This is a genomic window from Pseudomonas sp. FW305-E2 (assembly GCF_058782925.1).
Window position 1 is genome coordinate 31644 of record NZ_JBYSYE010000020.1, and the last position, 20579, is coordinate 52222.

The window sequence follows — 20579 nt, forward strand, 5'->3', positions numbered from 1 at the left end:
CATGCGCCGCCTCGACCTGGAATTCCAGCCACGGCGCAGCGGACCGCTGGTTTGGTCGCTGCTCATCCTTGCCTGCGCCATGGTCGCCGGCCTGGTGCTGCTGCAGCAACGCTTGCAGACCGAGCACGTGGCGCTGGAAGCCAGCGTCCATAGCCTGGAACTGCAACTGGGCCGGCGCCCGGCCATCGCACAACCCAATAACAGCGCTGCCAGCCGGGAGCAGGCTGAGCGCCTGGCACAAATGCGCAGTGTGTCGCAGCAACTGCAACGCCCTTGGCAGCAACTGTTCGCCATGCTTGAAGCCATGCCGCAGGACGACGTCGCGCTGCTCGGCCTGACGCCGGATGCGCGCAAGGGCCAGGTGCGCATTGCCGCCGAGGCGCGCAACCTCGAAGCGATGCTGCAGTACCACCAGCGCCTGGAAGCCAGCGACGAGCTCAGCGACGTGTCGCTGCTCAACCACGAAGTGCTCGCTGCGCGGCCCGAGCACCCGGTGCGCTTCACCCTCACCGCCACCTGGGAGACCGGCCATGCGCGCCCTTGAATCGTTCAGCAGCCTGATCCTCCAGGAGCGCCTGCGCGTTGTCGGCCCGGTAGGCCTGGCTGCCATAGCCGTGGGCCTGCTCGCCATTGGCGTGGGGTGTGCCGGTGTGCTGCCGCAATGGCAAAGCGTACGCGAACTGCGCGCCAGCGAAGCTCAGGCCGGCGAACAGGTGGGGCGTGTCAAGCGGGGTGAGCTGAAGATTGCGGTCCAGCCCGAGCAGCAGGCCCTCGACAGCCTGCGCCAGCAACTGCCCGGTCAGCCCCAGGCCAGCGAGCTGATCGAGCGTCTGTACCGCCTGGCCAGCGCCGAGCGCATCAGCTTGGCCCGCGGTGAATACGCGCTGGGCATCGACCCCAAGACCCAGCTGGCCCGCTACCAGATCGTGCTGCCAGTGCGCGGCAGCTACCCGCAGATTCGCGGCTTTATCAAGGGCCTGCTCAAGCAACTGCCGACGCTGGTGCTGGAAGACCTTGAGCTGCAACGCAAACGCATCGGCGACAGCGAGCTCAATGCCCGCCTGCGCATGACCCTTTACCTGTCGAGGTCATGATGAACACACAACGTGCAGTCATCTGGGCCGGCTTCCTTGGCGTGAGCGCGGCGCTGGCCTGGGCACCGGACCATTGGTTTGGCCAGGACGATGGCGTCGCGGCCTTCGCGGGTAAACCCGCGCCTGCAACAGAAAGCGCTGCGTCCATGGTCGGCGCGGGCTTACCCGCGAAAGGGCCGGAACAGGCCTCCCGCGACCTGTTCCCAACCCAGCAATGGACGCCACCCAAAACCCTGGCCACGGTCACCGAACAACCCGTCATGACCGCACCTGTCGTCGCCGCGGCCCCGACGGCCCCGGAGCTGCCTTTCCAGTTCATCGGCCGCATGGGTGACCGCGACGACCTGCAGGTCTTCCTGCAGAGCGGCGAAAAACTCTACGTCGTGCGCCAAGGCGACGTGATCGAAGACACCTATCGCCTCGATCGGGTATCGGCCAGCGAGCTGAACCTGGTCTACCTGCCTTTGCACCAGTCGCAGACCTTGTCTGTCGGGAGCGCACCATGAAGTCGTCAAAGCTGTGCAAGCCTGCTCCGTTTCTGCTCGTGGCGCTGTGCGTGGCCATTGCCGGTTGCGGCTCCAGTGCGGTTCGCCAGGACAGCGACCAGTTGATGAAAGAGGGCCAGTACGAGGCCGGCATCGCCCGCCTGGAAGAGGCCCTGCGCGACGACCCGCGTGACACAGAGCTGAATATCGCCCTGGCCCACAGCCGCCAGGCGGCAGTCGAGGCCCTGATCAGCCAGGCCGACAGCGACCGCGTCCGCCATGACTTCGCCAATGCCCGCATGGGCTATGGCCGGGTGCTCACCCTGGAGCCGAACAACCGCCGCGCCCAGGATGGCATTCGCCAGCTGGAGCTGATCCGCACCCTGGACGATCGCGTAGCGCTTGGCCAGGCGGCGCTGCGCCAGGGCGACCTGTTCGGTGCCGAACGTTACATGCGCGAAGTCTTGCGTCTGGACCCGCAGAACCAGAAGGGCATAACCCTGCGCAGCGACATCGAAAACGTGCAGGCACGCACCGCGCAGCCGTACCCGCAATTGCGCAGCAAGCTCGAGCGGCCGGTCACCCTGGAGTTTCGCGATGCCAACCTGAAGACCATCTTCGAAGTGCTGTCGCAGGTGGCCGGCATCAACTTCATCTTCGACAAGGACCTGCGCCCGGACATGAAAGCCACCATCTTCGTGCGCGAGGTGCGCATCGAGGACGCGATAGCGCTGCTGCTGGAACAAAACCAGCTGCGCCAGAAGATCGTCAACGACAACACCGTCATGGTCTACCCCGATTCGCCGCAGAAGACCAAGGACTACCAGGAACTGGTCATGCGTACGTTCTACCTGACCAGCATCGACGCCAATACCGCGTTGAACATGGTCAAGACCATGCTCAAGACCCGCGACGTGTTCGTTGACGAGCGCCTCAACACCCTGACCATGCGCGACACGTCGGACGCGGTGCGCATGGCCGAGAAGCTGCTGCAGTCGCAGGACCAGTCCAACCCCGAGGTGGTGCTGGAAGTGGAGGTGATGGAGGTGGCCACCTCGCGCATCCTCGACCTTGGCCTGCAATGGCCGAACACCTTCGGCGTGCTGAGCGACGATGGCAACCCGGTCAGCGTGCTCGACCAGCTCAAGGGCATCAGTTCCAGCCGCATCAGCATTGCGCCGGCGCCGCAGGCCAAGATCAACGCCCAGGACAAGGACATCAACACCCTGGCCAGCCCGGTGATCCGCGTCAGCAACCGCGAGCAAGCGCGCATCCACATCGGCCAGCGGGTACCGATCATCAGCGCCACCTCGGTGCCATCGACCCAAGGGCCGGTCATTACCGAGAGCGTCACCTACCTGGACGTCGGCCTGAAGCTTGAAGTGCAGCCCACCGTGCACCTGAACAACGAAGTGGCGATCAAGGTGGCGCTCGAGGTCAGCAACGCCACCCCGCTGGAGGCCACCCGCCAGGGCACCATCCCGGTCCAGGTCGACACCCGCAACGCGCAGACCAGCCTGCGCCTGCATGACGGCGAAACCCAGGTGCTGGCCGGCCTGGTGCGCAACGACCACAACGCCAGTGGCAACAAGATTCCCGGCCTTGGCGATATCCCGGGCCTGGGCCGGCTGTTCGGCAGCAACAAGGACGACATGAGCAAGAGTGAGCTGGTGCTGGCGATCACCCCGCGCATCGTACGTAACCTGCCGTACCAGAGCCCGTCGGACATGGAGTTTTCCACGGGCACCGAGTCGGCCATGCAGGTGCGCCAGATGGCGCCACTGCCGCCGATGGACGTACCCGGTAATGCGCCGACCACCGATGAACCGGTCGTGGACAGCCAGATGGCGGTCGCCCCGGTCAACGGGAGCCCACGGCCATGAACGCGCGGCGTCGCATGCACGGCTTCAGCCTGATCGAGGTGGTGCTGACCCTGGCACTGCTCGGGTTGCTCGCCAGCATGGCCGCGCCGCTGACCGAAACAGTGGTACGCCGCGGCAAGGAGCAGCAACTGCGCGAGGCGCTGTACCAGATTCGCGACGCCATCGATGCCTACAAGCGGGCCTTCGACGCCGGCTACATCGAGAAGCGCGTGGACAGCAGTGGCTACCCGCCGAACCTGCAGGTGCTGGTAGAGGGCGTGCGCGATGTGCGCAGTGCCAAGGGCGCCAAGTTCTACTTCCTGCGGCGCATCCCGCACGACCCGCTGGTGGCGGCAAAGGATGAAGACGAAGGCGGCTGGGGCTTGCGCGCCTACGACAGCAGCCCCGACAACCCGCGCGACGGCGAAGACGTGTTCGACGTGTACTCCAGGGCCCGCGGCAAAGGCCTGAACAATATCCCTTACGGGCAATGGTGACAGCCATGAAACGCAGCAAAGGCTTCACCCTGATCGAACTGCTGGTGGTGATGGCGATCATCGCCACGCTGATGACCATCGCCATGCCGCGCTACTTCAACAGCCTGGAAAGCTCGCGCGAGGCCACCCTGCGTCAGAGCCTGGCAGTGCTGCGCGAGGCGCTGGACCACTACTACGGTGATACCGGCCACTACCCCGATTCGCTGGAACAACTGGTGGAGCAACGTTACCTGCGCAACACACCGGTCGACCCGATCACCGAGCGCAGCGATGCCTGGCAGTTGGTGCCGCCGCCCGAGGGCGTGGCGGGCGGCGTGGCCGATATCAAGAGCGGTGCCACAGGGAGGGCGCGTGATGGCAGCCTCTTCGCTGAATGGTAAGGCCAACGGCGGCTTCACCTACCTGGGTGTGCTGCTGCTGATAGCGGTCAGCAGCGTATCCCTGGCTGCCACCGGCACGATCTGGGCGAGCGCCGCCCAGCGCGACCGCGAACGCCAGTTGCTGTGGGTAGGCAGCCAGTACGCCCAGGCCCTGCGCAGCTACTACCGCGCATCCCCCGGGCTGGCCCAGTACCCGCAAGACTTGGCCGACCTGCTGCAGGACAACCGTTTCCCGCAGGCCAAACGGCATATCCGCAGGCTTTACCCTGACCCGATCAGCAACAGCGACGAATGGGGCCTGCTGCGCTCGATCGACGGCCGTATCACTGGCGTCTACAGCCGTTCGGACGCCACCCCTTTCAAGCGCAGTGGCTTCAGCGCCGAATGGAGCGGGTTCGAGGGGATGGAGCACTACAGCGACTGGCAGTTCGTCGCCGAGCAGGCCTTTACAGAAAGTGCACGCGGTGTGCAGACGAATGCAGGCCCGGGAGACACGCCATGAAGCGCCTGACTGCGCTGTGCCTGAGCCTGCTGCTGATGGCTGGGGTGACCACCTGCGCCAAGGCGGGTGCTGAAGACGAGATGCAGGGTTTTATCGTCGACAACACCATCTCGCACATTGGCCACGACTTTTACTACTACTTCGCCGACCGCCTGCGTGCCACCAGCCGTCTGGACTTCAACCTGGTGGTACGCGAACGCCCCGATGCCCGCTGGGGCAGCCTGGTGACGGTGGAGTTCGAGCGTGAAGTGGTGTACCGCCGCTTCCTGCCACCCAATACCACCGAGCTCAAAGACGAGGCCGTCGCCGCTGCCGACCTGGTCAAGCAGCAGATCATTCAACGCAAGCTGCAACGTCTGCTACAGGACACCACCGACTTGGAGAGGGACGAGCTATGAACCACCGCATACCCCGTTGCATTGCCGCCTGCCTGCTGGCCAGCGCCTGTGCTGCCCAGGCCACCGAGCTGGTGTACACCCCGGTCAACCCGGCCTTTGGCGGCAACCCGTTGAACGGCACCTGGCTGTTGAACAACGCCCAGGCGCAGAACGACTACGACGACCCGGACCTCAAGGACCGCGCCTCGGCCTTTACCGGCACCACGGCCCTTGAGCGCTTCAGCAACCAGCTGGAGTCGCGGATGTTGTCGCAGTTGCTGGACAACATCAGCAACGGCAACACCGGCAGCATGGCGACCGATGCGTTTCTCATCGACGTCATCGACGATTCCGGGGCCTTGAGCATCAAGGTCACCGATCGTGCCACAGGAGAAATTTCGATCATTGAGGTCAGCGGCCTGAACCCCTGAGAGGGAAGGGCTTTTATGTTGGGGAGAGAACACCATGAAACGTCTGCTGAGCGCGCTGCTGATCCTCACCGCCCTGGGCCTGCAAAGTGGTTGCAGCCTGCGCGAACCCATGTCGGCCGAACAGGACTCGGAAACCCCGACCCTGACCCCTCGGGCCTCGACCTACTACGACCTGATCAACATGCCACGGCCCAAAGGCCGGCTGATGGCCGTGGTGTACGGCTTCCGCGACCAGACCGGGCAGTACAAGCCGACCCCGGCCAGCTCGTTTTCCACCAGCGTCACCCAAGGCGCGGCCAGCATGTTGATGGACGCCTTGAGTGCCAGCGGCTGGTTCGTGGTGCTGGAGCGTGAAGGGCTGCAGAACCTGCTGACCGAGCGCAAGATCATCCGCGCGTCGCAGAAAAAGCCGGATGTCGCGGAAAACATCATGGGCGAACTGCCCCCGCTGCAGGCCGCCAACCTGATGCTGGAGGGCGGCATCATTGCCTACGACACCAACGTGCGCAGCGGCGGCGAAGGCGCCCGCTACCTAGGCATCGACATCTCCCGCGAGTACCGGGTGGACCAGGTCACCGTCAACCTGCGCGCTGTGGACGTGCGCACCGGGCAGGTGCTGGCCAACGTGATGACCAGCAAGACCATCTACTCGGTAGGGCGCAGTGCCGGCGTGTTCAAGTTCATCGAGTTCAAGAAGCTGCTGGAAGCCGAGGTGGGGTATACCACCAATGAACCGGCGCAGTTGTGCGTGCTGTCGGCGATTGAATCGGCGGTGGGGCACTTGCTGGCGCAGGGGATCGAGCGGCGGTTGTGGCAGGTGGCGGGGGATCCAGCTGATGGCAAGGCCACGGTGGACAAGTTCTTGAGCCAGAATCAGCAGCCTTGAAGCAGATTCAACGGCACCTGCGCGGTCGATGTGTGGGCCTTTTGTCGCGATAATGCAGCCATCCACCGTTGTTCGCCGTTCGTTCGGGCGTGGATTACGAAGATGCGCTGGTGCGCCTGTCCACGCTGCTGAAAGGGGCGTTTGCGACCAACCTCAAGGCGCTGGAACTGGCCAAGGGCACCTGCCGTGATCTGTTGTTGAGCAATGACCATGGGTTGGATTCGGCCAAGGCGGTGGTGGAGGCGTTGCTGGATGGGGTTGAGAGGCAGCAGCTGGCTGGGCGGAAGGCGGCGTCGAGTGCCTGACGGGGCTTGGGTATTGGTGATAGCGATCGATATCCCTGATTGACCTCGAGGGCCTCTTCGCGGGCTCGCCCGCACACACAGGTATGCGCAGTCCTCAGGCTTGGTGCCACCCTGTGGGAGCGGGCAAGCCCGCGAAGCAGGCGACGCGGTGTATCGCACCGGCAACGCCGGTGATCGCCGGCAAGCCAGCGCCCACAGCAATTGCGCCCGCTTACAGTAACCTGGCCAGCTACACCCCAATCCATCCACTACCAGATGACGGCCAGCCATTTCTCCCGCACACTGCGGAAAATTCCCAAGCCCGTACCCTGCCAACGTTGCAGGGCACAGCCGGAGTAGAAAATGGCGCGACAACTTATAACAAACGCCCACGACCCGCTGCACGAATCCCGCGAGGCCCGCCTGAAGCTGGTCAGCGAAGGCGAACTACCGCTGGGCATGCTGCGTGATGAGATCGACGCTTCCTGGCGCCGCAGCCTGGGCCACGGCCTGGATTGCCTGCAGGGCGAACAGGTCGGCTTGGGCTTGGAACAGGGCCATGACCTGCGCCTGCTGCTGGCGCGCAACCGCCTGTTGATCGATGCCGTTACCCCCGAACTCGACTACCTGGTCGCGCGCCAGGGCAAGGCTGGCATCGTCATCCTCGGCGATGCCCAGGCCAACGTGCTGGCCATCGAAGGCCAGAAGCACGTGCTGCAACGCGAAGGCCTGCGCGATCTGCACCCGGGCAGTTGCTGGAGCGAATCGCTGCGCGGCACCAATGCCATCGGCACGGCCGTGGTCGAAGGCCGGCCGACGCTGATCAACTGCGGCGAACATTACCTTGACCGCCTGAGCCCGTTCTCCTGTACTTCCGTGCCACTGCGCGACCCGCGGGGCGAGGTGATCGGCGTGCTCGACATCACCCGCGAAGGGGTGATGGCGCAACCGCAGGACAGCCTGTCGACCCTGATGCTGGCGGCCGGCAACATTGAAAGCCGCCTGTTTGGCCTGTGCCACCCGGACCAGTTGGTGCTGGCCTTCCACAGCCGCCCGCAGTACCTCAACAGTGCCTGGCACGGCCTGTTGGCCCTGAGCCTGGACGGCGAAGTGCTGGCTGCCAACGACAGTGCCTGCCAGCTGTTGCAGGTGCCGCGTCACGAACTGATTGGTCGGCGCAGCACCGACCTGCTGGGCGAACGTTCCCCGGCCTTTATCGCTCGCCTGTGGCAGGGTGGGGTCAGCAGCGTGCAGACCGCCAAGGGCGAGTTCTATTTCCGTGCCCTACAGCTGCCGCGCCATGGCCGGGTAACCCCCAGCACACCATCCAGCAAGCCGGCCTTGAGCAAACAGTCACCTGCACTCGATGCTCTGGCCGGTGGTGATCAACGCCTGGCGCGCAACCTGCGCATGGCTCGCCAGGGGCTGGGCAATGGTTTGCCAGTGCTGCTGCTGGGCGAAACCGGTACCGGCAAGGAAGTGGTCGCTCGCGCCTTGCACCAGGCCAGCCCGCGTGCCGACAAACCGTTTGTGGCAGTCAACTGCGCGGCCATTCCCGAAGGGCTGATCGAGTCCGAGCTGTTCGGCTACCGTGAGGGCGCCTTCACCGGTTCGCGCCGGGGCGGCATGGTCGGGCGGCTGATGCAGGCCCATGGTGGCACGCTGTTCCTCGACGAAATCGGCGACATGCCGCTGGCCCTGCAAGCACGCCTGCTGCGGGTGCTGCAGGAGCGCCGCGTAGCACCCTTGGGGGCGGGCGACGAGCAGGACATCGACGTGGCGCTGATCTGCGCCACCCACCGCGACCTCAAGCGCCTGGTGCAGGAGCAGCACTTCCGTGAAGACCTGTTCTACCGGGTCAACGGCGTGTCGCTGCGCCTGCCGGCCCTGCGCGAACGCGACGACCTGGCGGCGATCATCCAAGGCCTGCTGGACAAGGCCGATGCGCGTGGCGTAACCCTCGACCCGGCGTTGACCGCGTTGCTCGAAGGCTTCGACTGGCCAGGCAACATCCGCCAGCTGGAAATGGTGGTGCGCACCGCCCTCGCCATGCGCGAGGATGGCGAGCAGGTGCTGACACTCGATCACCTTACCGACTGCCTGCTGGACGAACTCGCCAGCAGCGCAGCGCCCTCCGGCAGCCTCAAGGACAGTGAACTGGAACAGATTCGCGGTGCTCTGGCGCGCCACCAGGGCAACGTCTCGGCCGCCGCCGCGGCACTGGGTATCAGCCGGGCGACGCTGTACCGCAAGCTCAAGCAGTTGCGCGGCTGACGTGGGCGGCCTGTTCGCAAGGCTGGTGGATTCCAGCGACCCTGTACTCATGCGCCAGGCGTTGGCCTGGCTGTATGGTTTCGTGCGCCCACACCGACGTGCCATCGGCCTGTTGCTCGGCTTATCGCTGGGTGCATCGCTGCTGGCGCTGGCGCAACCCTGGCTGGTCAAGACCCTGATCGACGAAGGGCTGTTGGCCAAGGACTACCAGACCCTCTGGCACATGGCGGCAATCATGATCGGCGCGGGCCTGCTGGGCACTGTGCTGGCCGGCGTCAACCGCTACCTGCATACGCGCCTGTCGGGGCGCATCCTGTTCGCCTTGCGCGATGACCTTTACCGCCATCTGCAGCAATTGTCACCGACCTTCTACGGGCGGCGGCGTATCGGCGACATCCTTTCGCGGCTGGATGGCGATGTGGCAGAGATCCAGCGCTTTGCCGTGGACTCGCTGTTCTCGGCGGTGTCGGCGGTGATCGGCCTGGTGGGTGCGGTGACGTTGATGCTGATGCTGTCGTGGCAGTTGTCCCTGTTGCTGGCGGTGCTGGTGCCGATCGAGGTGCTGTGGCTGCGCTGGATGCGGCGCAAGGTGGAACGCGAAGTGCGCAACCTGCGTGAGCGCTCGGCGGATGTGTCGTCTTTTCTGGTCGAGACCCTGCCGGCGATGAAGTTCATCCAGGCGGCCGGCCAGCAAGGCCGGGAAGCAGGGCGCCTGGACCAGCTTGGGCAAGGTTACATGCGCCAGCTGCTGAAGGTGCAGGTGACCGAATTCTTCACCCAGGCCATCCCCGGCACGCTCACCTCGTGGTGCCGCGCCTGTGCGTTTCTGGTCGGTGGCTGGTGGGTGATCCAGGGTACTTGGCAGTTGGGCGCGTTGATCGCCTTTTCTACCTACATGGGCATGGCCGTGGGGCCGGTGCAGAGCCTGCTGGGCCTGTATGTGGCGGTGCAGCGCATGGCCGTGAGCCTGGGGCGGGTCATGGAGCTCAAGCGCGAAGCGGTGACCGTGCATCAGGCAGTCAATCCGCAGCCCATCCCCGATGGCCCAGGCGAGTTGCGCCTGGAGGCGCTGAGCTTTGCCCATGAGGGGCGCCAGGGTGCGGTACTGAACAACGTGCAGGTGAGCATCCCGGGTGGCCTGAAAGTCGCCATCAGCGGTGCCTCCGGCGTGGGCAAGTCAACCCTGATCGACCTGCTGCAGCGCTTCTACGACCCGGACGCCGGGCGCATCCTGCTGGACGGCGTCGACCTGCGCGACCTGGACCTGGCTGCGCTGCGCAGGCGAATCGCCGTGGTCAGCCAGGACATCGTGCTGTTCCGTGGCACCCTGGCGCAGAACCTGGCTTATGGCGTGCCCGAGGCCAGCCGTGATGAACTGGAGCGGGTGGTGCGCCTGGCGCGGCTGGACAGCCTGGTCGACAGCCTGCCGCTGGGCCTGGACGGCCTGCTGGGCGAGCGTGGCCAGCAGTTGTCCGGGGGGCAGAAGCAGCGTATTGCCATTGCTCGTGCAGTGTTGCAGGCCCCGGCGATTCTGGTGCTGGACGAGGCCACTTCGGCGGTGGATGAGGCCACCGAACGTGAAGTGATCGCGGCCATCGACCAGCTGTTCGCCGGCCGCACGCGCATCCTGATCAGCCACCGGGCTTCGACCCTGGCCGATGCCGACCTGCATCTGCAACTGCATGACGGTCAGTTGCAGGTACTGGCGCAGGAGGTGATCAAGCATGGGCACTGACGTGCGCGTTGGCATCATCGACAGCGGCTGCTCGCCGGAGCAGGCCAACGGCTTGCGGGACGCCCGCCGTTTCTGGCTGGAAGACGGCCAGTTGCGCGAAGGTGAAATGCTCCCCGACCAGCTTGGGCACGGCAGTGCGGTGCTCGCCAGCTTGCAACACGAGGCCGGTCCGGTGTCGGTGCTGGTGGCCCAGGTGTTCAGTGCTCAGGCCAGCACCAGTGCGTTGCAGGTGGCTGCCGCATTGCTGTGGCTGGTGGAGTCGGGGGCGACGCTGATCAACCTCAGCCTGGGCTTGCAGCAGGACCGGCCCGTGCTGCACCAGGCCTGTGCCGAGGCTTTGGCCGCGGGTGTGCTGTTGTGTGCATCCAGCCCGGCGCAGGGTGGGCCGGTGTTCCCGGCCAGCTACCCGGGTGTCATTCGGGTCACTGGCGATGCCCGCTGTGCACCGGGCCAGTGGTCGTGGCTGGGTACTCGACAGGCGGATTTTGGCGCTTACGTGGGGGCGGGTGAGCGGGCGGGTGCGAGCCTGGGTTGTGCGGCGTTGAGCGGGAAGATTGCCGCCTTGCTGCGTGATGCCCAGGGAATGGACCGCCAGCAAGTGCATGACTGGTTGCGTGAACATGCGGCCTTCAAAGGGCCCGAGCGGCGAGGTGGCCGCCATGGCTGAGCTGCGCATCGTGGTGCTGGGCGCCGGCCCTGCGGGGGCCGCCACGGCCATTGGCTTGCGGCGGCTGGGTTACACCGTGACGGTGGTGTCGGAGTGGCGCCGTTTCGCGGCAGTTGAAGGTGTTTCGCAGCGGGTGCTGGAGGGCTTGCGTCATGCAGGCCTGGGTGGGGCCTTGAGCCAGGCGGCCATGCCGGCCACCCGCCAGGTACGCTGGAACGGCCAGCACCTGCACATGAACCAGGAGTTTTTGCTCGACCGGCAACGTTTTGACCAGGCGCTGCGCGAAGACCTTCAGCGCGCAGGCGTGAGTGTGGTCGAGGCGCGGGTGCGTGAGGTCGTGCCGGGGGGCGGTCATCATGTGCGCCTGGACGATGGGCAGGTGCTGACTGCTGATTTCCTGGTCGAGGCTCGAGGCCGTCAGGCGCCCCTGGCCACAGACCGCCTGCGTGGGCCGGAAACGGTCAGCCTGCTCAATGTCTGGCAGGGTAGCCCGGGTGCGCCTGCGTCGGCGGTGGAGAGCCTGGAGGATGGCTGGGCGTGGATGGCACGGCTGGAAGATGGCCGCTGTTACTGGCAAGTCACCCAGGACGCTGCCGGGCTGCCGGCAAAGGCTGGGCTGGCAGCGTACTGCGTGGCGTTGCGGGGCCGCAGCGCGTTGGTCGCTGAACTGTTCGACGATCAGGCATTGATACCGGCACAGGTGCATGCACGCAGCAGTACCGCCATTCTGGCGGGTGAATGTGTCGGGCAGGACTGGATCCGGGTGGGGGATGCCGCCATGGCCGTTGACCCGCTGTCGGGCAACGGGATTTTTCAGTCGCTCTCTTCGGCATTGCAGGCGCCGGTGGTGATCAATACGTTGCTGCGCAGGCCTGAACGGGCCGAGCTGGCGCGGCAGTTTCACCAGCAGCGGGTCGAGCAGCTGTTCTTGCGTTTTGCCCGCATTGGCCGGGATTTTTATGCCCAGGAACAAAGCCGGGTGGGGCAACCGTTCTGGGCCCGGCGCCAGGGTTGGCCGGATGCGGAACCCCTGCATCAGGCGGCTGATTGGCAAGCGGTGCGGGTTGAGCGGCGGCCGGTGCTGCGTGACGGGCTGGTGGATGAAGCCGAGGTCGTGGTGACAGCGGATCAGCCGTTGGGGGTGTGGCATTTGCAGGGGGTGGAACTGGCGCCGGTGGTGCGACAAATGCGCAGTGGGCGGCCTGTTGAGGCGGTATTGTCGGGGCTTGCGGGTGAACAGCAGAGGAGCGTGCGGCGGTGGCTAAGGGAGCAGGGGTTGGCTTGGTTTGAGACCAGGAGGCGGTAAATCAGCCCTACTGGACACCGCACTTGAGGTTTGGGTCATGGGGGGGCACGTTCACTCTTACAGCCGTCTGATGTTATTGCTTAATGAGTAATTATCCCTGGGATGAAGAGCTAAGGCCTCCGTATTGCCTGGAGAAATTGTCACCGGATGGTAGAGAAATTTCTTATGGTTTTCTGAGCCTGGCTTGAAAGTGTTGGACTCGACAATTTCGATTGCATAGCGGTCAGGGGTATACACCTCACGGACGTGTACGGGGCCCTGATATCCCGTCACAGATGATTGAGTCTTGTTCATGAGTTGTTCCATCATCGAAAGTCCACCGCCATGAGGACGGTTTGCAGAGTAACAGGAGATTAGATGGATGGGTTGTTGGGAAGCATCGATGCCCAGCTCATCGTTGAGGGCCGCTAGCATCTTGGTACCCGATATCAGGTTACCCCGACTCATCTGAATTTTTCCTGGTGCTCCATGCCCGTAGATGTTCAAGACGAGCCCGGTGGGACTTGACAAGTCCGAGGTCCAGAAAACTGCAAGATCATCCAACCTCGCAGCCCAGCCTTCATAGCTAAAGGCTATTTTTCCGATACCGATGGGTTGATGCCCAGAAGGGTCTCGTAAGTTTATGGGGTCGCCCAACACGTAGGTATAGGCATTAATTCCACCCCGATCGAATGGAGCATCATGATCGGGACTTTGGAATCGCATAATAACCGGATTGTATAGCCTGTAGCCGTTGCCCAGAAGATAATTTCCCGTGAGTGTATCGCGGTATTCTCCTTTGAATCCGAAATGGATGGGGTTTTTCAGTCCGTCATGGCCATAAGGGGAATAGGCGATAGCTCTGCGTTCATGTTCAAAAACGGAGTTGGCCACGTCTGTTGGCATTAACGATGTACGCGGCAGCAAACCTGATTGCTGCAGTGCGAGCAGTTGCTCGCCCTGGCGAAAAGCTGTACGGGCAGTGGTTTTCTCGATGCAGCTATGTTGATGTGCGCCTTGATAAAAAAATCTCATGTCAATCTCCGGTTCTCTCAGAAAATCATCCATGGGAGATGAATGATGTGCAGCTTGAGAGACAAGAAGCTACTGGCAAAATTGACAGGGTCTATGGAGGCATTGCTTGCTGAAGCTCAGACCCCACTCGTTCGTGGCTCGATCAATACATTCACCCCGGTTGATTGTCGAGTGTTAAATTGCTACCTACATTGCCCGAAGATATTAAAGTCTGGGCGCGACAAGGCGGACCACGAGCGTATTACCCAATATATGGGGGGCTTCCTCGCGGTGTGCCGGTCAGGTACTGCAAGATGAAAAGTATGAGCAAAAAATTGGCGAGCCATTACGCTTGAGCGCCTGGTTTGGCAGATGTGCTGATGGGCCGCAAAGCGGCCCGGGATTTCTAATCAGAAAAAGGTCCCGACAATCAATTGCAGGTAAGTCCCGGTATCCCGCCCACCCAGCTGCGTACCGCCATTGGCCGCACTGCGCTCCGGCTTGTAGAACCCCACCACCGGGCTGATCAGCAAGTGGTCGTTGACCATCCATTCCACATACAGATCCAACTCGCGCCCGCCAAGGTTGCCCTGGTCGGTGTCCAGCGTGTCGAAGTCGAAGTACAGCGCGCCGACGGTCAGGTTGTCCCGTGGCTTGCCCTTCAGCGCTACATGGTGCACTTGGCTGTTCTTGTTGAACGGCCCGGCATAGTTGGCTGCCACTTCACCCTGGAACCAGGTGCCGTAACCCCGGCTGAGGCCATAGAACAGTGGGTCGAAGCCTTCGGAGAAGCGGCTGTAGCGGTAGGTGGTGGTGGGTGACCAGGGCAGTTGGGAGAAGGTCCAGCTGCCCTCCAGGTACCAGGCATTCTCGCGCCCGCCGGTCTTGTCCTGGGTCACGTACTCGGCGGCCAGCTCCAGGTCTTTGACGCCCAGGTTGCCGCGCCCGCGCAGGCTGGCGGTGTCCATGCCGTCGCGGTGTTCCAGGCCCATGATCTGCGCGTAGCGCTGGTCCACGTCGAGGCCGCGGATCCAGCTCAGGCCGACGGTACCGGTATCGGCGACGTGCTCCAGGTTGGCGACCGCCAGGGAAGTGTCGGCCTGGTAATGGTTGTCGGACTTCAACCACATCAGGTCACCGCGCCAGCCCTGGTTGCCACCCAGGCGCAGCACGGCGGTGCGGTCGAAGGCCTTGCGTGCGGCCAGGTAGTAGGCACCGCCGCGATCGAAGTTGGCCCCCAGGTCGACCTTGCCCAGGTTGACCGGGTCACCCTGGATCAGAAAACCATCACCCAGGGTGACGACCTGGCGGCCACCGGAAATGTCCACGCCATCTTCGCCCAGCGCCGGGAACAGGTTGGCCGAGCGCCAGCCCAGGTACAAGTCTTCGATGGCGGTACGGCGTTCGTCGCCCAAGGTCAGGCCGGCGGCGTCGCCATCGCCCCAGGTGGCGGAACTGAGCAGGCTGAAGGCCCCGTAGAGGGTGCCGCTATCGGCCAGGGTCTGGCTGCCGCTGAGGCCGTATTTGACGTAGCCTTCCTGCCAGGCGGTGCTGCCGGGTTGGCGGTTGCCGGCCTGGTTGAAGCTTTCGTCGCTGTGGAAGACGCCGAACAGGGCTTCGAGGTTGGCGTTAAGGGTGGTGCCATCGTGGTTGTACAGCTCGTAGGCTTGGCTGGCGGGGACGGTTAACAGCAGGGCCAATGTGCAGGCGAGTGTGTGCCTCATGGGTTTGCTCCATGGTTTTTATTGTTGTTTTTGTGTCGCCTGTACCGGCCTCTTCGCGGGTGAGTTCGCGCCCACAAGGCACGTGATACCGGGTGTAGGAGCGGGTTTACCCGCGAAGAGGCCGGTACAGGAGAAAGGATCAGAGCTTGATCAACACCGATTTCAGCTCGGTGTAGTGCTCGATGGCCGCTGAGCCCATCTCACGACCAACGCCAGACATCTTGTAGCCACCAAACGGCAGCGCCGGGTCCAGCGCGCTGTGGCAGTTGACCCACACCGAGCCGGACTTGATGCGCGGGATCATGCGGTGCACGGCGGCCAGGTCGTTGGACCAGATACTTGCACCCAGGCCGTAGGGATTGTCGTTGGCCATGCCGATCACTTCGTCGATGTCATCGAATGGCATCGCCACCAGTACCGGCCCGAAGATTTCTTCCTGTACCAGGCGGTGACGCTGGTCCACATCGACAATCACCGTCGGCTTGACGAAGTAGCCAGGCCCGAAACTTTCACCCCCGCAGGCGATGGTGGCGCCCATTTCGCGGCCAAGTTCGATGTAGCCGGTGACACGGTCCTGCTGCTTGGCCGAGATCAGCGGGCCCATCTGCACCGCAGGGTCCAACCCGCTGCCCAGCGTCATGCCATTGGCGATGCTGGCAATGTCTGCCACCACGTTGTCGAAGTGCTTGCGGTGCACGTACAGCCGCGAGCCGGCGCAGCACACCTGGCCCTGGTTGAAGAAGATCGCCGTGGCCGCACCGGCTGCGGCCTCCTGCAGGTTGGCGTCGGGCATGACGATGGTCGGCGATTTGCCGCCCAGTTCCAGGGTGACGCGGGTCATGTTGTCCATGGCCGCCTTGCCGATCAGCTTGCCGACCTCGGTGGAGCCGGTGAAGGTCAGTTTGTCTACGCCGGGGTGGCGGCTGAGCGCGGCGCCGGCGTTCAGGCCAGTACCGGTAACCACGTTGAACACGCCGGCCGGGTAGCCGGCCTCGTCGACCAGCTCGGCCAGCTTGAGCACGCTCAGTGGGGTTTCATCGGCAGGCTTGAGCACCACGGTGCAGCCGGTGGCCAGTGCCGGGCCGAGCTTCCAGCAGGCCAGCAGCAGTGGGAAGTTCCAGGCAACGATGGCGCCAACCACGCCCACTGCCTCGCGGCGCACGAAGCCGTGGAACTGGTCGTTAGGCATCAGCGGCATGGACGCTTCGACGGTGCTACCCTCGATCTTGGTGGCCCAGCCCGCCATATAGCGCAGGAAGTCGATGGCCAGTTGCACGTCCATCACCTGGGCCACGGCGGCGCTCTTGCCATTGTTCAGGCATTCCAGTTCGGCCAGCTGGCGCGCATCGCGCTCCATCAGGTCGGCCAGGCGCCACAGCAGGTTCTGCCGCTCGCGCGGGCGCATGCGGCTCCAGGGCGAGTCGTCGAAGGCCTGGCGCGCAGCGCGCACGGCGCGGTCGACATCTTCGGCCTCGGCGGCCGGCACTTCACCCAGCACCTCGCCGGTGGCCGGGTTGCGGAACGACAGGGTGCGACCGCTGGCGGCGTCCTGCCAGTCGGCACCGATGCGCATCTTCAGCTTGCGTTCGAGAAAGGCGCGGGTGGCGGGCAGGATGGGCAGTTCGGAAAGCATGGGGCTGTGCCTCTTGTCATTGGATGTGACGGGCACTGGCGCAATGGCCGTGCCAACCTGGGCCGATGGCCGCAAAGCGTTGTGGGCGTTGGGTTTTGCCTGAGCGCAAGGCTGCGATTGCCAGGTTGCGCTGTTGCACATTGAGACGGTGTGAGACGGTGGTGAAACAGTGGCTGTTCGGCCTCTTCGCGGGCCCTGTCTCAACATGAAACACCCTGTCGCGAAATGGCACGCTGCAAATGGCCATCCCGGCTCCTGGCCAAGCCCCGAAAACCGCTTAAAGGGTTGAAAGGAAACGCTTTTACCCTAACTGGCACAGTTCCTGTATCACAACCGTCACATGCACACCTGCTGTACCAAAGCGTGCGAAAACGATAAGAACAACAACCGTGGAGGTCTGACCTTGAAGACGACTCGACTCCGGCGGCATGCGGGCAAACTGGCGCTGGTCGCCGCCGCGCTGCTGAGCACCCAGGCCATGGCGGCCGAGCAGGGCCCGAGCCTGTTGCAGAACAAGTGCATGGGGTGCCATATCCCCGAAGGCAACGACACCTATAGCCGCATCAGCCACCAGCGCAAGACGCCGGAAGGCTGGCTGATGAGCATCGCCCGCATGCAGGTGATGCATGGCCTTCAGATCAGCGACGACGACCGTCGCACGCTGGTCAAATACCTGGCCGACAAACAGGGCCTGGCGCCCAGCGAAACCGATGGCGTGCGTTACGCCATGGAGCGTCGGCTCAATACCGCCGAGCACTTCGACACCCAGCTCAGCGAGACCTGTGGCCGTTGCCACTCGGGTGCCCGTGTCGCCTTGCAACGGCGCCCGGCCAAGGAGTGGGAACACCTGGTCCACTTCCACCTTGGCCAATGGCCGTCCCTTGAATACCAGGCCCAGGCGCGTGACCGCGACTGGCTGCCGATCGCCCTGCAGCAAGTGGTGCCGGACCTTGCCAAGCGCTTCCCGATGGACAGCGCGGTTTGGGACGAATGGCAGAAGGCCAAACCCAAGGCGGACGTACTGCCGGGGCAGTGGGCATTCAGTGGCCATATGCTGGCCAAGGGCGATGTACGTGGGGTGATGAGCGTCACGGCCGGAGAGGGCGATACCTTCAAGGTCGAGGTCAAGGGTGCTTACGCCGACGGTACACCGTTCAACGGCAGCGGCTCGGCCATCCTGTACAACGGTTATGAATGGCGGGGCAATGTGAAGGTTGGCGATGCCAACCTGCGCCAGGTGTTCGCCGCGCTGGATGGCGAAATGAAAGGCCGTATGTTCGAAGCCGATCACGATGAGCGCGGCCTGGACTTCAGCGCCGTAAAAGAAGGCAAGGCGCAGTTGCTGGCGGTACAACCGGCGTTCATCAAGGCCGGAGGTGAAAGCGAAATCACCCTGGTTGGCAGTGGCCTGACTGGCAAGCCGGACCTGGGTGCCGGGGTGGAAGTGACCGAAGTGCTGGAGCAGACCCCGACCCTGGTAAGGGTCAAGGCCCGTGCCGCGGCCGATGCCAGGCCAGGGCTGCGCGAGGTGGCGGTAGGTGCGCTCAAGGGCGTGAACCTGGCGGTTTACGACAAAGTCGATGAAGTCAAGGTCGTGCCGGCGTTCTCCATCGCGCGCATTGGCGAGAACGGTGCCTCCGTGCCGAAAGTGCAGGGGCGTTTCGAGGCCGAAGCCTGGGGCAAGGATGCCAATGGCCAGCCGCTGCGTATCGGCTACCTGCCGGCCAGCTGGAAGGTCGAGCCGTTCAACGAGCGTGCTGTCGAGGATGAAGACGTCAAGTTCGCCGGGCAGATGCAGGCCGACGGTGTGTTCGTGCCAGGCGGTGCCGGGCCCAACCCTGAGCGCAAGATGATGACCAACAACGCCGGTAACCTGAAGGTCATCGCCACACTGGCCGACGGTGGCCAGACCGGCGAAGGGCACATGATCGTCACCGTACAGCGCTGGAATAACCCGCCGCTGCCGTAACGGCAGGCTGCAACGGTTTTCCAACGGATCGATTATCGGGAGGTCGCCATGGGCGTACTACTGAACTTGGTCGAACGCAACCTGCACGAAGTACAGGTTGATGCCGACCGCATGCTGTTCCATATCCCCAGCAGTTCGCTGTTCACCGCTGACGCGGTGACCGGCGGCATCATCGACACCTTGCGCCAGCAGGGCTGCTCGGCCGAGGAGCTGATGCAGCGCCTTGGCCAGCAGTTTGCCGGCGACGATATCCAGGACACCCTGCGCGAGCTGATCGCGCTGGAGCTGGTCAGCGACGGCTCGCCGCTGACCCCGGAAATCGCCCTCAGGCAAGTCGAGCGCACCGCTCTTAACACCGTGGTGCTCAACGTCAACACCGGTTGCAACCTCAGCTGCACCTATTGCTACAAGGAAGACCTGGACAAGCCTTCCGCCGGCAAGAAGATGAGTACCGCCACCGCCGAAGCCTCGGTGGAGATGCTGCTCAAGGAATCACCCAACGAGCAGCGCTACAGCGTGGTGTTCTTCGGTGGCGAACCGCTGTCCAACCGGCCGTTGATCGAACACATGGTGGCTTACTGCGAGCGGCGGTTCGCCGAAGCGGGCAAGCAGGTGGAGTTCATCATGACCACCAACGCTACTTTGCTGACCGAAGAAATCATCGATTGGCTCAACGTCCACCGTTTTGGCCTGTCGATCAGCATCGATGGCCCCAAGACCGTGCACGACCGCAACCGTATCACCGTGGGCGGGCAGGGCACCTATGACGTGGTGCGGCGCAAGGCCGACCTGCTGCTGTCGCGCTACACCAGCCGGCCAGTGGGTGCGCGGGTTACGCTGACCCGTGGCATTACTGACGTTGAAACCATTTGGAACCACCTGTTCAACGAAATGGGTTTCGCCGAGGTCGGCTTTGCCCCGGTTACCTCTGGCGACATGGCCGACTTCAACCTCACTGGCGACGAGCTGGTGCAAGTCTTCGCCAACATGAAGGCACTCGGCCGGCGCTACTTGGAGGCGGCACTGGAGCACCGCAACATCGGGTTCTCCAACCTGCATCAGCTGATCACCGACATCCACGAAGGCCACAAGAAGGCCCTGCCGTGTGGCGCCGGGTTGAAGATGCTGGCAGTGGACCACGAAGGTGAGTTGAACCTGTGCCACCGCTTCACCGGCTCCAGCCTGCCCACCTTCGGTAACGTGCACCAGGGCGTGAAGCAGGCGCAGCTCAACGACTTCCTGTCGCAGCGCCTGGACCGCAGCAACACCGGCTGTGAAAGCTGTCGCATCCGCAACCTGTGCTCCGGCGGCTGCTATCACGAAAGCTATGCGCGCTACGGCGACCCGCAGCACCCGACGTATCACTACTGCGAGCTGATGCGCGACTGGGTGGACTTCGGCATTGAAGTCTACAGCCGCATCATGGCCGCCAACCCGGCCTTCATCGATCGCTACATCACCCCGCGGAAGGCGCACTGAC

General features: G+C 63.8%; 20 protein-coding genes. 17 read left to right on the forward strand and 3 right to left on the reverse strand.

What is annotated here, in order from left to right; translation table 11 throughout:
- The first annotated feature begins 1 nt into the window (after position 1).
- The 15 genes from AC3WLP_RS16240 (at position 2) to qhpG (ending at position 12780) form a co-directional block, all read left to right on the forward strand.
- Complete coding sequence (locus tag AC3WLP_RS16240; RefSeq protein ID WP_012052149.1) at positions 2 to 544, forward strand: pilus protein; 543 nt, start codon at positions 2 to 4, stop codon at positions 542 to 544.
- Positions 531 to 1094 (forward strand): GspMb/PilO family protein, encoded by a 564-nt coding sequence (locus AC3WLP_RS16245; protein WP_012052150.1) that lies wholly within the window; start codon positions 531 to 533, stop codon positions 1092 to 1094. Before AC3WLP_RS16240 ends, AC3WLP_RS16245 begins: the two co-directional genes overlap by 14 nt.
- The gene (locus AC3WLP_RS16250; RefSeq protein ID WP_012052151.1) at positions 1094 to 1600 is read left to right on the forward strand and encodes a hypothetical protein; all 507 of its coding nucleotides are present in this window, start codon (positions 1094 to 1096) and stop codon (positions 1598 to 1600) included. The genes AC3WLP_RS16245 and AC3WLP_RS16250 overlap by 1 nt, the downstream gene beginning before the upstream one ends.
- A complete protein-coding gene (locus AC3WLP_RS16255) occupies positions 1597 to 3462 on the forward strand; it encodes a secretin GspD/PilQ domain-containing protein (protein ID WP_012052152.1) in 1866 nt (621 codons plus the stop codon). The genes AC3WLP_RS16250 and AC3WLP_RS16255 overlap by 4 nt, the downstream gene beginning before the upstream one ends.
- Entirely contained in the window at positions 3459 to 3938 is a 480-nt protein-coding gene (locus tag AC3WLP_RS16260) for a type II secretion system protein (RefSeq protein WP_003247963.1), read from the forward strand. Before AC3WLP_RS16255 ends, AC3WLP_RS16260 begins: the two co-directional genes overlap by 4 nt.
- Positions 3939 to 3943: 5 nt before the next feature.
- Complete coding sequence (locus AC3WLP_RS16265; RefSeq protein WP_003247965.1) at positions 3944 to 4318, forward strand: type II secretion system protein; 375 nt, start codon at positions 3944 to 3946, stop codon at positions 4316 to 4318.
- Positions 4293 to 4820 (forward strand): type II secretion system protein, encoded by a 528-nt coding sequence (locus AC3WLP_RS16270; protein WP_012052153.1) that lies wholly within the window; start codon positions 4293 to 4295, stop codon positions 4818 to 4820. Before AC3WLP_RS16265 ends, AC3WLP_RS16270 begins: the two co-directional genes overlap by 26 nt.
- The gene (gene csgE / locus AC3WLP_RS16275) at positions 4817 to 5218 is read left to right on the forward strand and encodes a curli production assembly/transport protein CsgE (RefSeq protein WP_003247969.1); all 402 of its coding nucleotides are present in this window, start codon (positions 4817 to 4819) and stop codon (positions 5216 to 5218) included. The genes AC3WLP_RS16270 and csgE overlap by 4 nt, the downstream gene beginning before the upstream one ends.
- On the forward strand, positions 5215 to 5628 hold the full coding sequence (locus AC3WLP_RS16280) for a curli assembly protein CsgF (protein ID WP_003247970.1): 414 nt from the start codon (positions 5215 to 5217) through the stop codon (positions 5626 to 5628). The genes csgE and AC3WLP_RS16280 overlap by 4 nt, the downstream gene beginning before the upstream one ends.
- Before the next feature lie 34 nt (positions 5629 to 5662).
- Complete coding sequence (locus tag AC3WLP_RS16285) at positions 5663 to 6514, forward strand: CsgG/HfaB family protein (protein ID WP_012052154.1); 852 nt, start codon at positions 5663 to 5665, stop codon at positions 6512 to 6514.
- A 68-nt stretch (positions 6515 to 6582) separates the two neighbouring features.
- Entirely contained in the window at positions 6583 to 6819 is a 237-nt protein-coding gene (locus AC3WLP_RS16290; protein WP_012052155.1) for a hypothetical protein, read from the forward strand.
- 342 nt (positions 6820 to 7161) lie between these two features.
- Positions 7162 to 9072 (forward strand): sigma-54-dependent Fis family transcriptional regulator, encoded by a 1911-nt coding sequence (locus tag AC3WLP_RS16295; RefSeq protein WP_012052156.1) that lies wholly within the window; start codon positions 7162 to 7164, stop codon positions 9070 to 9072.
- 1 nt (position 9073) lies between these two features.
- Positions 9074 to 10807, forward strand: a complete 1734-nt coding sequence (locus AC3WLP_RS16300; RefSeq protein WP_012052157.1) for an ABC transporter ATP-binding protein — start codon at positions 9074 to 9076, stop codon at positions 10805 to 10807.
- Entirely contained in the window at positions 10797 to 11474 is a 678-nt protein-coding gene (qhpE, locus tag AC3WLP_RS16305) for a subtilisin-like serine protease QhpE (protein WP_014756944.1), read from the forward strand. The genes AC3WLP_RS16300 and qhpE overlap by 11 nt, the downstream gene beginning before the upstream one ends.
- Entirely contained in the window at positions 11467 to 12780 is a 1314-nt protein-coding gene (gene qhpG / locus AC3WLP_RS16310) for a flavin-dependent monooxygenase QhpG (protein ID WP_088512692.1), read from the forward strand. The genes qhpE and qhpG overlap by 8 nt, the downstream gene beginning before the upstream one ends.
- Before the next feature lie 57 nt (positions 12781 to 12837).
- On the opposite strand, the gene AC3WLP_RS16315 is transcribed toward qhpG, so the two are convergent.
- From AC3WLP_RS16315 to AC3WLP_RS16325, 3 genes are all read right to left on the reverse strand, one after another.
- A complete protein-coding gene (locus AC3WLP_RS16315; protein WP_060544951.1) occupies positions 12838 to 13794 on the reverse strand; it encodes an RHS repeat-associated core domain-containing protein in 957 nt (318 codons plus the stop codon).
- A gap of 389 nt (positions 13795 to 14183) precedes the next feature.
- The gene (locus tag AC3WLP_RS16320) at positions 14184 to 15497 is read right to left on the reverse strand and encodes an alginate export family protein (protein ID WP_088512691.1); all 1314 of its coding nucleotides are present in this window, start codon (positions 15495 to 15497) and stop codon (positions 14184 to 14186) included.
- 139 nt (positions 15498 to 15636) lie between these two features.
- Complete coding sequence (locus tag AC3WLP_RS16325) at positions 15637 to 17130, reverse strand: aldehyde dehydrogenase family protein (protein WP_088512690.1); 1494 nt, start codon at positions 17128 to 17130, stop codon at positions 15637 to 15639.
- A 403-nt stretch (positions 17131 to 17533) separates the two neighbouring features.
- Between AC3WLP_RS16325 and peaA the strand changes: the two genes are divergently transcribed.
- Both peaA and peaB read left to right on the forward strand, forming a co-directional pair.
- Positions 17534 to 19099 (forward strand): quinohemoprotein amine dehydrogenase subunit alpha, encoded by a 1566-nt coding sequence (gene peaA, locus AC3WLP_RS16330; RefSeq protein ID WP_088512689.1) that lies wholly within the window; start codon positions 17534 to 17536, stop codon positions 19097 to 19099.
- A 48-nt stretch (positions 19100 to 19147) separates the two neighbouring features.
- Positions 19148 to 20578, forward strand: coding sequence for a quinohemoprotein amine dehydrogenase maturation protein (gene peaB, locus AC3WLP_RS16335; protein WP_088512688.1), 1431 nt, complete (start codon positions 19148 to 19150; stop codon positions 20576 to 20578).
- Position 20579: the final 1 nt, after the last annotated feature.

What these genes read in the sequence shown, in the direction of transcription:
- AC3WLP_RS16325 (WP_088512690.1), bottom strand. Translation starts at nt 17,130, where the DNA reads ATGCTTTCCGAACTGCCCATCCTGCCCGCCACCCGCGCCTTTCTCGAA.
- AC3WLP_RS16265 (WP_003247965.1), top strand. Translation starts at nt 3,944, where the DNA reads ATGAAACGCAGCAAAGGCTTCACCCTGATCGAACTGCTGGTGGTGATG.
- AC3WLP_RS16260 (WP_003247963.1), top strand. Translation starts at nt 3,459, where the DNA reads ATGAACGCGCGGCGTCGCATGCACGGCTTCAGCCTGATCGAGGTGGTG.
- AC3WLP_RS16280 (WP_003247970.1), top strand. Translation starts at nt 5,215, where the DNA reads ATGAACCACCGCATACCCCGTTGCATTGCCGCCTGCCTGCTGGCCAGC.
- AC3WLP_RS16295 (WP_012052156.1), top strand. Translation starts at nt 7,162, where the DNA reads ATGGCGCGACAACTTATAACAAACGCCCACGACCCGCTGCACGAATCC.
- AC3WLP_RS16245 (WP_012052150.1), top strand. Translation starts at nt 531, where the DNA reads ATGCGCGCCCTTGAATCGTTCAGCAGCCTGATCCTCCAGGAGCGCCTG.
- AC3WLP_RS16315 (WP_060544951.1), bottom strand. Translation starts at nt 13,794, where the DNA reads ATGAGATTTTTTTATCAAGGCGCACATCAACATAGCTGCATCGAGAAA.
- AC3WLP_RS16285 (WP_012052154.1), top strand. Translation starts at nt 5,663, where the DNA reads ATGAAACGTCTGCTGAGCGCGCTGCTGATCCTCACCGCCCTGGGCCTG.
- qhpE (WP_014756944.1), top strand. Translation starts at nt 10,797, where the DNA reads ATGGGCACTGACGTGCGCGTTGGCATCATCGACAGCGGCTGCTCGCCG.
- AC3WLP_RS16255 (WP_012052152.1), top strand. Translation starts at nt 1,597, where the DNA reads ATGAAGTCGTCAAAGCTGTGCAAGCCTGCTCCGTTTCTGCTCGTGGCG.
- AC3WLP_RS16250 (WP_012052151.1), top strand. Translation starts at nt 1,094, where the DNA reads ATGAACACACAACGTGCAGTCATCTGGGCCGGCTTCCTTGGCGTGAGC.
- AC3WLP_RS16320 (WP_088512691.1), bottom strand. Translation starts at nt 15,497, where the DNA reads ATGAGGCACACACTCGCCTGCACATTGGCCCTGCTGTTAACCGTCCCC.
- csgE (WP_003247969.1), top strand. Translation starts at nt 4,817, where the DNA reads ATGAAGCGCCTGACTGCGCTGTGCCTGAGCCTGCTGCTGATGGCTGGG.
- qhpG (WP_088512692.1), top strand. Translation starts at nt 11,467, where the DNA reads ATGGCTGAGCTGCGCATCGTGGTGCTGGGCGCCGGCCCTGCGGGGGCC.
- AC3WLP_RS16270 (WP_012052153.1), top strand. Translation starts at nt 4,293, where the DNA reads ATGGCAGCCTCTTCGCTGAATGGTAAGGCCAACGGCGGCTTCACCTAC.
- peaB (WP_088512688.1), top strand. Translation starts at nt 19,148, where the DNA reads ATGGGCGTACTACTGAACTTGGTCGAACGCAACCTGCACGAAGTACAG.
- AC3WLP_RS16240 (WP_012052149.1), top strand. Translation starts at nt 2, where the DNA reads ATGCGCCGCCTCGACCTGGAATTCCAGCCACGGCGCAGCGGACCGCTG.